We start from the raw sequence: 12,394 nt of genomic DNA, 5'->3' as shown, positions 1-12,394 counted from the left end.
CACCCCGGCAGCGCCGGCCACGCGACCCACCCACCTCAGCACCACCACAGCTCAGCCCCGCAGGCGCGGGACCACAGAAACCCTAGGCAGCCAGGTCCCGCTCCTCAGCGGAAGCCGCCTCCATCCGAGACCCCGGCAGAACAGCATCCCGGTCGCCCGCACGGGCGGAACGCCCCCTTACGGCCCACCCCGCCCACCCCGACCCGTCAACCGCCTTCATCACAGGGGTCAGCAGCATCGAAGCGACCGGCGACAACAGCAACGCCACAGCCGTCCCGAGCGCGAACCCCCCGATCACATCCGTCGGATAGTGCACGCCCATGTACACCCGGCAGAACCCTTCCAGCAGCCCCAGCCCGATCCCCACGAGCCCGAACTTCCGGTTGGCGACGAACAGCGCGACGCCCATGGCCATGGTGATGGTCGCGTGGTCGCTCACGAAGGAGTAGTCGGTCTTGCCGGAGACGAGGACCTCGAGCCCTTGGTGGTCGAGGAAGGGCCGGGGCCGCTCCACGAACCCCCGTATCGGCACGTTCACCAGCACCGCGAGCCCGGCGGCCAGCGGCGCCCACACCAGCGCGGCCACGGACGCGGCGGCCTCCTCGGCCGACGCGGGCCGCCGCCGCACGGTCCACCAGCACCAGACCACGAGCAGCACCATCGCCAGCAGCAGCCCGTACTCGCCGACGAACTCGACGGTCCGGTCCAGCCAGTGCGGGGCGTCCTTCGCGAGGCCGTTGATGTCATAGAGCAGGTCGACGTCGGGGTTCGACCCGGATGCGGCGAGTCCAGCCATGGTGCTGCGGCCCCTTCGTCGTTGCTGCCCGGCGTGCCTCACGCACGCCGCTCGTACCCACACCCCCGTGGTCGTAGATCCGCGCATTGCCCGGCTACGTCAACAGGAACGCACGACTCCCGTTGATACGTTCCACTCTCCACCGAATGATCACGCAGACGTTACCGAAGAGAGACACATCACCGCAGCTCAGGAGGCGGGTTACCGTCCGGTTCAGACTCTCGTGGGGAGCGCTTTCGCGCCATCTTCGGTGACCCGCGTGGCACCGAAGTACTTCCGGGTGTCGATCGGATCGAACCGGATGACGGCCCCCGTACGGGGCGCGTCGATCATGTACCCGCCGCCGACGTAGATGCCCACGTGGTCGATGGCCCGGGAGTTGTCGGGATCGGTCGAGAAGAACACCAGATCGCCCGGCAGCAGCTCGTCCCGGGAGGGGTGCGGCCCCGCGTTGTACTGATCGTTGGCGACCCGGGGCAGCGTGATCCCGACACTCTCGAAGGCCGCCTTGGTCAATCCGGAACAGTCGAAGCGTCCGCCCTGCTCAGGCGTACCGTTCCCACCCCACAGATACGGCGTCCCCAGCTTCTTCTGCGCGTAGTAGATGGCCCCGGCGGCCTGCTCGGACGGATCGACCCGGGTGACCGGCGCGGCGAAGCTCTTCGCCAGCGTGGTGATCGTCTTCACGTAGTTCTGGGTCTCCTGGTACGGCGGCACACCGCCGTACTTGATCACCGCGTAGGCCCCCGCGTTGTACGACGCGAGCATGTTGTGGGTGGGGTCGCCGGGCACCTTCTTGACGTACGAGGCGAGCTCGCAGTCGTATGTCGCGGCCGACGGAATCGCGTCATTCGGATCCCAGACGTCACGGTCGCCGTCCCCGTCGCCGTCGATGCCGTGCGTCGCCCAGGTGCCAGGGATGAATTGTGCTATTCCCTGGGCTTTCGCGGGACTCTTGGCATTCGGGTTGAATCCGCTCTCCTGGTAGAGCTGGGCGGCGAGCAGCGCCGGGTCGATCGCGGAGCAGAGGTTGCCCCACTTCTGCACGAGCGCCTGGTACGCGGCCGGCACGGCACCCTTGGCCAGCCCGACGCTCTTGCCGCCGACGCCGTTGGTGAGGTTCCCGGCGATGATGTACACGCCGATGACGAGCAGCATCACGAAGCTGAGCCCTGCCGCAGTCGCGGCACCCGCCAGGATCCATGCCTTACGCACCGTCAACCGCCCCTCGCCCACGCGGATTACCGCCCGCGTCAGTGTATGAGCTTCCCCCGCGGAATCCCGTGCAACCGACGCTCTCTCCACGACCTGCCTCGGTCCGCCCGGCACCCCCACCCGCGCGGCCGCACAGGTTCAGCCGGTCGCCTTCTTCTGCCGCGTGTGTCAAGGGCAGCCATGGCGCGCGCCAAGCACTACCCATCGATCGGTCCTGAATTCCCCATCCACGTCCATGATCGGGCAACCCCCGCACCGAACCCAGGACTCGCGCATACGTTCCCCTCCGTGATCCTTGACGTTGACGACACCCCCCTCCCGACGCCCGCCCGCCGCGCCCTGCTGCGCGGCGGCCTCGTCGGCGCGGTGGCCCTGGGCGGAGCGGCCCTCACCGCGACCGCGGCCTCCGCCAGACCCACCGCTCCCGCTCCCGCCGCCTCACGCCCCACCACCGCCACCGCGGCCCTGCGGGAGCTGGCCGCCGGCAACCGCCGCTGGCGCACCTTCCGCGAGCGGCATCCGGACGAAACCCCCGCCGTCCGGGAGAGCCTGACGCAGGGCCAGCACCCCTACGCCCTGGTCCTCGGCTGCATCGACTCCCGCGTCCCTCCCGAGCTGGTCTTCGACCAGGGCCTGGGCGACCTGATGACCGTCCGCACGGCCGGCCAGGTCCTGGACGAGGCTGTCCTCGGCAGCGTCGCGTACGGCGTGCTGGAGCTGGGCATACCCCTGGTCCTGGTCCTCGGCCACCAGTCCTGCGGTGCCGTGCGCGCGGCGGTCGAGGCGGACCTGTCCGGCCAGCGGCTGCCCGCCCACATCCAGTACCTGGCCGACCAGATACGCCCGGCCATCGACCGCAGCAAGGAGGGCGACGCCCGCATCGACACCACCGTCGACGCGAACGTCCTGGCCGTCCGCTCCCGGCTCGCCGCCGAACCCGACCTCGCCGCGAAGATCACCGCCGGCGAGCTGGTCGTCGCGGGCGCCCGCTACGAGCTGACGACCCAGACCGTCCACCGTCTCGCCTGACCCCTCGCTCCCCCTACGGGTCGGAGGCCGCCTCCCGGTACAGCGCCGCGGCCTCCGCCCCGAGGACGACGCTGTACGAGATGTCGTCCGTGGCGCCACCCTCCTCGTGTCCCCCCAGTACCCCTACGACCTCCCCGAACCCGTTGACCCACGGGCTGCCGCTGGTCCCCCCACTGAGGCCGGGACAGTCGATGCGCTGCTGGGTACGGCTGTGCGGACGCGGCCTGTTGGTGCAGGTGAGCGGCGTCTCGCGGGAGTCGGGGTATCCGGTGACGGTCACGGCGGTGGCGCCGACGTCGGTCCGGGTCACGAACCGATTGCCCCCGACAACATCCTCGACACGCTTCCCGCCGTTCCCACCCCTCTCCCCGACCACCGCGAACGCGACGTCACTGTCCTCGTCGCGACCGTCGGCCCACCCGTCGGGCAGGAAGTCCCGCGCGACCGTCCACACCCCGTAGGGGGCCTTCCCGTCCCGGTATCCGGGTACGAAGACGAGCGCGCCCTGCCCGGCGAGGCAGTGCGCGGCGGTGACGAGGAGATCGCGGTGCGGACTGCGGACGACGGACGCCGTACAGAAGTGGCTGCCCACGGGCCGACCGCCACCACCCCCGCCGTCGTCCGCGTCGAACAGCGCCCCCACCCGCGCGGTCCCCGCCGTCGCCCCCGCGACGACCGTCACGCCGAGAGGACCCGGCCCGTCACCGGCGGCCGCCTCCGAGGCCGAGGTGACCGCCAGCAGTACGACACCGAGCAGGGCGGCGTAGGGACGCGGGCTGCGCTTCATCGCCCCCACTGTGTCCCACGAAGGTGAGAGGCCGGTCAGACCCCGCTATCGTCCACGGAGTCGTAGAGGCCCCGTGCGGAAGGCATCTCCCGTGACCGACATCCCCCCCGACCTGACGTGGGTGCGTGCCGCCCCGCCGGAGGCGACCGGCCCCGGCCCCTGGATCGAGATCGCCTTCGGCGAGGGCGACGACGGGGAGGCCCCCGTCTACCTCCGCGAGACCAGCGACCCGGACAACGTGGTCACGACGAACCGCCGCAAGTGGGACGCGTTCGTCCTCGGGGTGCAGGCAGGAGAGTTCGACCACTTCGTGGAGGGCCTGGAGGGAGCCGGGGACTCGGCGGAAGCGGAGAGCGACCCCGCGAACACCGCCTGACGTCAGGTCAGAGGCGGTGCCACAGCGGACCGTGAGCCCGCCTCCCGTACACCGTCAGTCATGAGAACATCGAAGCGGGCCCTCACCCGACCAGCCGTCAGAAACGGCACTCGGCCGTGAAGTGAGTCAACGACGGAACCACACGACAGGTTCCGCTCCGACTTCGTTGCCCGGCGTGAACTGCCGTGATACACAGAGTGACAAGTGCGAGCTATTCGTACGAATACCGCCCGTCAATGGCGCCAAGTCGACATACGAAGGCGGCGTTGTCGGCGACAATGAGTCCTGACCTCTGCACACCGCAGGGGCCTCTCGGAACTACCCACCAGGGGCGGTGACTTACATGCTCTTTGCGGCCGACAAGGGAGACATCAACACCATCATCGGCGGGATCGCTCCGGACTGGGGCCCCTTCGGCAGCCTGGGCAACGAGGCCAAGGTGATGATCGAGGTGGTGATGGCCATCGCCATCCTGCTCTGCCTCGGAATCGCGATCTGGGGCGCCGCCAAGCAGCGCATCGGCGCGACGGCCCTGCGCGACACCTTCAGCGCGGAACAGGGCAAGGGCCTCATCATCGCCGGGCTGACGGGCGTCTTCATCATCGGGTCCCTCGGCACCCTGTTCACGATCGTGTACGGCATGGCCGTGTAGCGGGCGTCGCCGACCGCCAGTTCGCTCCGGGCACGCCCGGCCCTCTCCACCCCACCCACCCGTCGTGCCCACCGGCTGAGGTTGCGTTTCCCTGATGTCGAGTCACCACACCGCGCCCGCGCGGGAACCAGCACGGCTACCGTCGTACTACTACGCGTTCCGGTACGGCAGCGAGAGGGCGTACACGGCATGAGTCCCGGAGACGAACACGACTACGGCGAGCCGGCGGGCACCCGCGTCCGCCTCCCCGAGGCCGACCCCTACGGCGGTGCCCGCCGCCCCAGCCGCTCGTCCCCGCGGAGCCTGGTCATGGTGGTCGGCGTCGTCGTCCTCCTCATCGCCGCGATCGCCTTCGCGAACCGTGGAGGAGACGATTCCCCTTCCACCGCGGCCACGGGCGAGACCAACGCCGACAAGCCGAAGACTTCGTCGACGGCGGCAAGCGGGACGAAGCCGGTGGGCGGAAAGAGCGCGGGGATCCCCTCGGGGTACGCCCGTGACGAGCAGGGCGCCCAGAGCGCGGCCGCCAACTACACCGTGGTTCTGGGTTCGGCGGAGATGTTCCACACCGCTCGGCGGCACCAGATCGTCGACACCGTGTACACACCCGATGTCGCCGCAGCACGCCAGTCCTCCTTGGACACCGTGTACTCGAACGAGACGTTCCTGAGCAACATCGGCCTCGACAAGTACGGCACGGCACCGAACGGCCAGGTCTTCGTCTCCCGGATCGCTCCGGTGGGCACCAAGGTGACGGCGTTCAACGCGAACGCGGCCACCGTCGAGGTCTGGTACACCTCGCTGTTCGGCCTCTCGGGCGAGGCGTCGACAAACCCCGTGTCCGAGAGCTGGTACACCAACATCTTCCAGCTCAAGTGGATCAACAACGACTGGAAGGTCGCCGATTTCCAGCAGAAGGACGGGCCCGTTCCGGTCGGGCGCGACCAGAAGGCCTCCACCGCCGACGACATGACGAAGGCCGTCGAGGAGTACGGAGGGTTCACGTATGCGCGCTAAGCACCTCTCCCTGAAGCTGACGGCTGCCGTCATCGCCGCTCAGACCACCGCGGTGCTGCTGGCGAGCCGTGCCTTCGCCGCGACACCCAGCCCCAGTCCCTCGCCGTCGGTGTCCTCCTCGCCGAGCAACAGCACCTGCGACCTCATCCGGGGCCCCGCCGAGGAGTACTGCGAAAAAGGCAACACCCCCTCCGGCACCACCACCCCCGGCGTCTCCGACACCCTCGACCCCCTCTCCTCGCTGGCCAAGGGCTGTGCCGAAGCCGCCGCCTGGACCGTCGAGAAGCTCAGCGTGGCCGTGCAGGACACCGCGAACGTCGACTTCACCAACGCCCGGTTCCTCCAGCAGTACGCCGTCGTGTTCGCCGCGTCGACCGTCCTGACCCTCCTGCTGTGGCTGCTGGCCGTCGCCAAGCGGGCGGTCCGCGGGGTCCCCCTCACCACCGCCATCGGCGAAGCCGTCGGCTTCCTCTGGCTCACCGTCCTCGCCTCCGCCTTCACCCCGCTGATCCTCTACACGGTCGTCTCGGCCACCGACGGCATCAGCGAGGTCCTGGCGAAGACGACCGGCGGCCAGACCGACACCTACTTCGGCACCTTCTCCGCCGCCCTGGAGAAGGGCGAGGACATCGGCGGCGGCCCGATCATGCTGATCGTGGTCTCCCTGGTGTCCATCCTCGCCGCCGGCGTCCTGTGGCTGGAGCTGGTCCTCAGGGCCGCCCTGCTCTACGTCGGCGCCCTGCTCGGCACGGTCGTCTACGCCGGCCTCGTCGACAAGAACCTGTGGGGCCACGTCCGCCGCTGGGCCGGCATCATGATCGCCGTCATCCTGGTCAAGCCGGTCATCGTGATCGTCCTCGGCCTGGCCGGCGCGCTCTCCGCCGACGACGGCCCGAACGCCTTCGGCGCCGTCGTCTCCGGCCTGTCCATCATCCTGCTGGCCATCTTCGCCAGCGCGATGATCTACCGCTTCGTGCCCGGGTTCGGCGACGAGATCGCGAACTCGCGCAACAACCGCATCATGCAGGGCGCCGAAGGCAAGGCCGCGGCCGTCATCAGCTCCCCGGCGACCCTCGTCGCCCAGGGCATCAAGACGCACAGCACCCGAGCCGACAACAACGGCGGCGGCGGGTCCTCCTCCGGTGGCCAGCGCCCGGCCAACCAGGCCGCCGGCGGCGTGGCCGCGCACAGCTCGCGCAGCTCGAACGGAGGCGGCGGATCTGTCCCCTCCGCCGCACCCGCACCCCGCGCGAGCAGCCCGCTGAACACCCCGCACGCCGGCAACACCCGCAACAGCAGTACCAACCGCACGGGAGGTGAAGGGCGTTGACGACCGAGTCCCACGTGTCCCACGTGGTCACGCCCCGCCGCACATATCTGATCGGCCGCGCCCGGCCGAACGCGATCGTCGGCCGCAACCGCGAGTCCGGCGAGATCGCGCTCATCGTCATCGGCGCGTTCCTCGGCATGATGTGCGGTCTCCTCGTCCCCGTCCTGACCCTGCGGATCGTGCTCCTCGCCGGCTTCCCGATGCTCGCGCTGGCCGCGGTGTACGTGCCGTACAAGCACCGCACGTTCTACAAGTGGTTCGAGATCAACCGCAGTTACAAGCGCACCCTGCGCCGGGGCACGGTCTACCGCTCGACCGCCATGGAGGCGGGCACCCGGATCGACGGCCAGGAGATCGAGGTCGGCCCGCCGCCGGGCATCGGCCGCATCAACTGGCTCGCCGCCCCCTTCGGCCCCGACGAGATCGCCGTACTGCTGCACGCCGACCGCCGTACGGTCACCGCGGCAATCGAGATCGAGGGGCCGGGCGTCGGCCTGCGCGACAGCGAGGACCAGGAGGCCCTCGTCGACCGCTTCGGCACCCTCCTCAAGCACGTGGCCAACGGCGACGGCTTCGTCACCCGCCTCCAGATGCTCGCCCGCACCCTCCCCGCCGACCCCGACGCCCACGCCAAGGACGTCTCCCAGCGCGGCGACGACAAGGCCCTGCCCTGGCTGCAGTCGTCGTACGAGCAGCTCCAGTCGATGGTGTCGACGAGCAGCGAGCAGCACCGCGCCTACCTGGTCGCCTGCATGCACTTCACGCGCGAACTGGCCGCCGAGGCCAACGCCATGGCCCGCGCCGCCCGCCCGCACAACGGCCGCAGGCTGGACCGCGACGCAGGTCTCGCCGTCGTCATGGCCCGCGAGCTGACCGACATCTGCTCCCGCCTCCAGGAGGCGGACATCCGCGTCCGCCAGCCCCTCGGCCAGGGCCGTCTGTCGTCGCTGATCCACTCCATGTACGACCCGGACCACCCGATCGACCACATCCAGGCGATGACCCGCCGCAACGCCTGGCCGGCCGAGCTGGACGCCATGGAGCCCACCTACCTCAAGGCGAAGACCCGCGAGTCCTCCACCCGCGCCCCCTGGTGCCACGCCACGGCCTGGGTGAAGGAGTGGCCGATGACGCCCGTCGGCGTCAACTTCCTGGCCCCGCTCCTCGTCCACACCCCGGACGTCATCCGAACGGTCGCCGTGACGATGGATCTCGAGCCCACCGAGGTAGCCATCGAACGCATGCTGACCGAAAAGACGAACGACGAGGCGGAGGCCAGCCGCGCCGCAAAGATGAACCGCACGGTGGACCCGCGCGACGTGGCCGCCCACTCCCGCATCGACCAGCGCGGCGAGGACCTCGCGAGCGGCGCGGCGGGCGTCAACCTCGTCGGCTACATCACCGTCTCCTCCCGCAACCCGGAGGCACTGGCCCGCGACAAGCGGACGATAAGGGCGTCCGCGGGCAAGTCGTACCTCAAGCTGGAGTGGTGCGACCGAGAGCACCACCGCGCGTTCGTGAACACCCTCCCGTTCGCCACCGGCATCCGAAGGTAGGGGCTTTACATGCGGGACCCCATGTCCGTCGTCACCGACGCCTTCACGTCCTTCCTCTTCGGCAAGGTCGAGACGACCCGCCTGCCCGTGCGCACCTCCACCGGCCAGGCCCAGGCGGTCTACCTCCCGACCGCCGCCCCGGGCCTCGGCGACTCGGGCGTGATCATCGGCCGCGAGGTCTACTCGGGCAAGGGCTACATCTACGACCCCTTCCAGCTGTACGGCCAGCAGCTCCCGGCCCCGCACTGGCTGGTCCTCGGAGAGTCCGGCAACGGCAAGTCGGCCCTGGAGAAGACCTACGTCCTGCGTCAGCTCCGCTTCCGCGACCGCCAGGTCTGCGTCCTGGACGCGCAGGGCGAGGACGGCGTCGGCGAATGGAACCTCATCGCGCAGGCGCTGGGTATAACTCCCATCCGCCTGGACCCGACGGCCGCACTGGACCTCGGCATCCGTCTCAACCCGCTGGACCCGTCGATCACGACGACGGGCCAGCTGGCGCTGCTGCGCACCATCATCGAGGTCGCGATGGGCCACGGCCTGGACGAACGCTCCGGCTTCGCCCTCAAGGTCGCCCACGCCTACGTCAACGAGACGATCGTCGAACGCCAGCCGGTGCTCACCGACATCGTCGAGCAGCTACGACACCCCGAGCCGGAGTCCGCCGAGGCGATGAACGTCGCCATAGACGACGTACGGGCGTGGGGGCTGGACGTGGCGCTGGTCCTGGACCGCCTCGTCGACGGTGACCTGCGCGGCATGTTCGACGGCCCGACGACGGTCGGCATCGACCTGGACGCCCCGCTCATCGTCTTCGACCTGTCCCACATCGACCGCAACTCCATCGCCATGCCGATCCTCATGGCGATCGTCGGCGTGTGGCTGGAGCACACCTGGATCCGCCCCGACCGGAAGAAGCGCATCTTCCTGGTCGAGGAGGCCTGGCACATCATCAACAGCCCGTTCGTGGCCCAGCTGTTCCAGCGCCTGCTGAAGTTCGGCCGCCGCCTCGGCCTGTCCTTCGTCGCGGTCGTCCACCACCTGTCCGACGTGGTCGACGGAGCGGCGGCGAAGGAAGCGGCCGCCATCCTCAAAATGGCCTCCACACGGACGATCTACGCCCAGAAGGCGGACGAGGCGAGGGCGACCGGCCGCGTACTCGGCCTGCCCCGGTGGGCGGTGGAGATCATCCCCACCCTCACCCCGGGCATCGCGGTGTGGGACGTCAACGGCAATGTCCAGGTCGTCAAACACCTGATCACCGACACGGAACGCCCGCTGGTCTTCACCGACCGCGCGATGACCCAGTCGTCCGCCGACCTCGCCGAGGACGACGCGCTGCGCGCCGCCGAACTGGAACAGGAACAACGGGCGGCGGCCTTCATGGAACAGCACCTGCCCGACTTGGACGGCTCGTCCGAGTCGACGGTGGCCTAGGGCAGAGGGGGCGCGATGAGACCGGGTGACGACCGCGGCCGGGGCCAGGGAGGCATCCCCGACGGGCTGCTGCTCGGGCTCCTCGCGTTCCTGCTCGGCATGACGCTGCTGGTGTGGACGGCGACGGGCCTCGCGGCCCTCTTCGCCCACGGTTCCTGGCCGGCCGGCGTCACCTTCCCCCGCACCCCGCTGGCCATGCGCCACCTGGTCGGCCAACCGCACGACCTCCCCGGAGCCTGGCCCGCCGCCGCCCCGTCGGCCCTCTCCGGCTACGGCCTCTTCTGGGGCCTGCTCATCGGCCAGGTGATGATCCTCCTGGTCCTCACGGTGTTCACCCTGGGCACGGTGTCGAGATGGCGGGCGGTACGGGCGGGGAGGACGACCCGACCCCGCCACGAGGCACCGGTACCGCCGCTCCACCACCAGGTCCCCGTGCCCAGGACGGAACCCGAACCGGAACCCCCGACACCGGCCCCCCTCCCGACGGCCGAACCGGCGATCGCCTGGGAAGCACCCCGACCGGAAGGTCCGGTCGCGTACGCCCCACCCGCGACCCGCCACGCCACCGCGACCCAGGCCATACGCGACGCCGAGGGCGCCGTCCTGGTCGTCACCTCGCACCCCGCCCTCTGGCAGGACACCAAGGACGCCCGAGCCAAACTCGGCCCGGTCCTCCTCTACGATCCCACCCACCTCTGCGACACACCGGCCCGCCTCCACTGGTCCCCGACCGCGGGCTGCGAGGACAAGGCGACAGCGGCAGCCAGAGCAACGGCCCTGCTCACCCCCGTACGCCCCACCGCCCGCCTGGACCAGGCCGTCACCGAGACCGCCGAGACGCTCCTGCGCAGCTATCTGCACGCCGCCGCCATCGACGGCCGCACCGTCCGCCACGTCCACCGCTGGTCCCAGGGCACCGGCATCCAGGAAGCGGTCCGCACCCTCCGTACGAACCCGAAGGCGGCGGCCGGCTCCGCGGGCGAACTCGAAGCCGCCCTCACCGCCCACGCCGAACGCCGGGACATCGCCCAGGAACTGACGACCCGAGCCCTGTCCGCGCTCTCCACGGTGAACATCCGCGAGGCCTGCACTCCCAACCGGACTGACGCCCTCGCCCTGGATTCCTTCGTCAACGAAGGGGGAACGCTTTATGTGGTCGGTGAATCCATCGAGGACCCGAGGACGCATCCTGGCGCGATGCCCCTCCTCACGGCCCTCGTCTCGAGCGTGGTCGAGCGCGGCCGGCGCATGGCCGAACGGTCATCCTCCGGTCGGCTCGACCCACCACTGACCCTTGTCCTGGACGACGTCGCGGCCGTGGCCCCGCTCGCCCAGCTCCCCGACCTCCTGGCCGACGGCCGCGACCGGGGCCTGCCCACCCTGGCCCTGCTCCGCTCCCGCGAACAGGCCAGAACCCGCTGGCCCCACCACGAACTGCCGGTGTGACACCTACGGCCGTTCGAGGACGTACTCCAGTTCCCGGCCGTCGGAATCCTCGGCCAGCGGCACGACCACCCCGCTCGGCATGAACCCGGCCCTGCGATAGAAGGTCCGCGCCCGCCCGTTGTCCTCGTGCACGATGAGCCGCACCCGCTCCAGCCCGCGCGACCACGCCCACTCCAGCCCGGCGTCGAACAGCACCTCGGTGAGCCCGATCCCGCGGTACTCGGCCCGCACGAACACCCCGACGACATGCCCCTGCCGCTGTTCGACCGGGAACCCCGCCCAGTCCTTGGTGCCGGCCTCCTCGACCAGCACGGTCAGCGTCGCGACCCACTCCCCGTCGGGCCCTTCGGCGATGATCTGCTGAGCCTCGCCGACCCCGTCGGCCGCTCCCGCAGTCCGCTCCTTCCAGAAGGAGTCCGGCTTCGCCAGCGCCTGCTCGTACGTCTCCAGGAAGGCGAGGTGCGCGACCGGGTCCCGCAACGCCAGGAGCCGCAGCTCCTTCGCAGCCGGCCATTCCTCGGCACGCACGGACCTGATCAGGTAACTCATGGGGCCACCGTAGTACCCGGCTACCGGCCCACTCACCCGAATTAGCGGCGCCGAAAGACCGGTAAACGCAGAAAACCCCCGTGCCGGAGGCACGGGGGTTTTCTCAAAGATTGTTCGGCGGCGTCCTACTCTCCCACAGGGTCCCCCCTGCAGTACCATCGGCGCTGTAAGGCTTAGCTTCCGGGTTCGGAATGTAACCGGGCGTTT

12 protein-coding genes and 1 rRNA gene are annotated in these 12,394 nt (G+C 70.0%); 8 read left to right on the top strand and 5 right to left on the bottom strand.

Annotated elements, in window-relative coordinates:
* Window positions 1-82: 82 nt before the first annotated feature.
* Both ACFWJX_RS03060 and ACFWJX_RS03055 read right to left on the bottom strand, forming a co-directional pair.
* Window positions 83-796 (bottom strand): phosphatase PAP2 family protein, encoded by a 714-nt coding sequence (locus ACFWJX_RS03060; RefSeq protein ID WP_383235979.1) that lies wholly within the window; start codon window positions 794-796, stop codon window positions 83-85.
* Between the two features lie 213 nt (window positions 797-1,009).
* The gene (locus ACFWJX_RS03055) at window positions 1,010-2,017 is read right to left on the bottom strand and encodes an NlpC/P60 family protein (protein WP_383237311.1); all 1,008 of its coding nucleotides are present in this window, start codon (window positions 2,015-2,017) and stop codon (window positions 1,010-1,012) included.
* Window positions 2,018-2,299: 282 nt separating this feature from the next.
* On the opposite strand from ACFWJX_RS03055, the gene ACFWJX_RS03050 reads away from it, so the two are divergent.
* Window positions 2,300-3,040 (top strand): carbonic anhydrase, encoded by a 741-nt coding sequence (locus tag ACFWJX_RS03050; protein WP_383235975.1) that lies wholly within the window; start codon window positions 2,300-2,302, stop codon window positions 3,038-3,040.
* Window positions 3,041-3,053: 13 nt separating this feature from the next.
* Here the strand turns inward: ACFWJX_RS03050 and ACFWJX_RS03045 are convergent, their stop codons facing one another.
* Window positions 3,054-3,827 carry a trypsin-like peptidase domain-containing protein gene (locus tag ACFWJX_RS03045; RefSeq protein ID WP_383235972.1) on the bottom strand — a complete coding sequence of 258 codons (774 nt, stop codon included), beginning with the start codon at window positions 3,825-3,827 and terminating at the stop codon, window positions 3,054-3,056.
* A gap of 91 nt (window positions 3,828-3,918) precedes the next feature.
* Here ACFWJX_RS03045 and ACFWJX_RS03040 point away from each other — a divergent pair, with 91 nt between their 5' ends.
* The 7 genes from ACFWJX_RS03040 to ACFWJX_RS03010 all read left to right on the top strand — a co-directional run bounded on the left by ACFWJX_RS03040 (window position 3,919) and on the right by ACFWJX_RS03010 (window position 11,638).
* The gene (locus tag ACFWJX_RS03040; protein WP_383235969.1) at window positions 3,919-4,203 is read left to right on the top strand and encodes a DUF397 domain-containing protein; all 285 of its coding nucleotides are present in this window, start codon (window positions 3,919-3,921) and stop codon (window positions 4,201-4,203) included.
* 343 nt (window positions 4,204-4,546) lie between these two features.
* On the top strand, window positions 4,547-4,855 hold the full coding sequence (locus ACFWJX_RS03035; RefSeq protein WP_073499096.1) for a hypothetical protein: 309 nt from the start codon (window positions 4,547-4,549) through the stop codon (window positions 4,853-4,855).
* Between the two features lie 189 nt (window positions 4,856-5,044).
* Window positions 5,045-5,872, top strand: a complete 828-nt coding sequence (locus tag ACFWJX_RS03030; RefSeq protein WP_383235965.1) for a hypothetical protein — start codon at window positions 5,045-5,047, stop codon at window positions 5,870-5,872.
* Window positions 5,862-7,202: a hypothetical protein gene (locus ACFWJX_RS03025; protein ID WP_383235962.1), complete on the top strand. Its 1,341-nt coding sequence runs from the start codon at window positions 5,862-5,864 to the stop codon at window positions 7,200-7,202. The genes ACFWJX_RS03030 and ACFWJX_RS03025 overlap by 11 nt, the downstream gene beginning before the upstream one ends.
* Window positions 7,199-8,758 (top strand): SCO6880 family protein, encoded by a 1,560-nt coding sequence (locus tag ACFWJX_RS03020; protein ID WP_383235959.1) that lies wholly within the window; start codon window positions 7,199-7,201, stop codon window positions 8,756-8,758. The genes ACFWJX_RS03025 and ACFWJX_RS03020 overlap by 4 nt, the downstream gene beginning before the upstream one ends.
* Window positions 8,759-8,767: 9 nt before the next feature.
* Complete coding sequence (locus tag ACFWJX_RS03015) at window positions 8,768-10,192, top strand: ATP-binding protein (RefSeq protein WP_073499104.1); 1,425 nt, start codon at window positions 8,768-8,770, stop codon at window positions 10,190-10,192.
* A gap of 15 nt (window positions 10,193-10,207) precedes the next feature.
* Window positions 10,208-11,638 carry a type VI secretion protein gene (locus tag ACFWJX_RS03010; protein ID WP_383235956.1) on the top strand — a complete coding sequence of 477 codons (1,431 nt, stop codon included), beginning with the start codon at window positions 10,208-10,210 and terminating at the stop codon, window positions 11,636-11,638.
* Between the two features lie 3 nt (window positions 11,639-11,641).
* Here the strand turns inward: ACFWJX_RS03010 and ACFWJX_RS03005 are convergent, their stop codons facing one another.
* Window positions 11,642-12,187, bottom strand: coding sequence for a GNAT family N-acetyltransferase (locus ACFWJX_RS03005; protein ID WP_383235955.1), 546 nt, complete (start codon window positions 12,185-12,187; stop codon window positions 11,642-11,644).
* Window positions 12,188-12,299: 112 nt separating this feature from the next.
* Window positions 12,300-12,394: ribosomal RNA gene (gene rrf, locus ACFWJX_RS03000) — 5S ribosomal RNA — on the bottom strand; the annotation flags it as partial.

The sequence above is a fragment of the Streptomyces sp. NPDC058335 genome, assembly GCF_042723915.1.
GTDB lineage: Bacteria > Actinomycetota > Actinomycetes > Streptomycetales > Streptomycetaceae > Streptomyces.
The sequence above is the reverse complement of the archived record's forward strand: the minus strand, read 5'-3'. Positions and strand labels throughout refer to the sequence as shown.

Excerpts from the sequence above, each read along its gene's own strand:
- ACFWJX_RS03060 (WP_383235979.1), bottom strand. The coding sequence starts at position 796 with ATGGCTGGACTCGCCGCATCCGGGTCGAACCCCGACGTCGACCTGCTC.
- ACFWJX_RS03045 (WP_383235972.1), bottom strand. The coding sequence starts at position 3,827 with ATGAAGCGCAGCCCGCGTCCCTACGCCGCCCTGCTCGGTGTCGTACTG.
- ACFWJX_RS03035 (WP_073499096.1), top strand. The coding sequence starts at position 4,547 with ATGCTCTTTGCGGCCGACAAGGGAGACATCAACACCATCATCGGCGGG.
- ACFWJX_RS03030 (WP_383235965.1), top strand. The coding sequence starts at position 5,045 with ATGAGTCCCGGAGACGAACACGACTACGGCGAGCCGGCGGGCACCCGC.
- ACFWJX_RS03025 (WP_383235962.1), top strand. The coding sequence starts at position 5,862 with ATGCGCGCTAAGCACCTCTCCCTGAAGCTGACGGCTGCCGTCATCGCC.
- ACFWJX_RS03015 (WP_073499104.1), top strand. The coding sequence starts at position 8,768 with ATGCGGGACCCCATGTCCGTCGTCACCGACGCCTTCACGTCCTTCCTC.
- ACFWJX_RS03010 (WP_383235956.1), top strand. The coding sequence starts at position 10,208 with ATGAGACCGGGTGACGACCGCGGCCGGGGCCAGGGAGGCATCCCCGAC.
- ACFWJX_RS03005 (WP_383235955.1), bottom strand. The coding sequence starts at position 12,187 with ATGAGTTACCTGATCAGGTCCGTGCGTGCCGAGGAATGGCCGGCTGCG.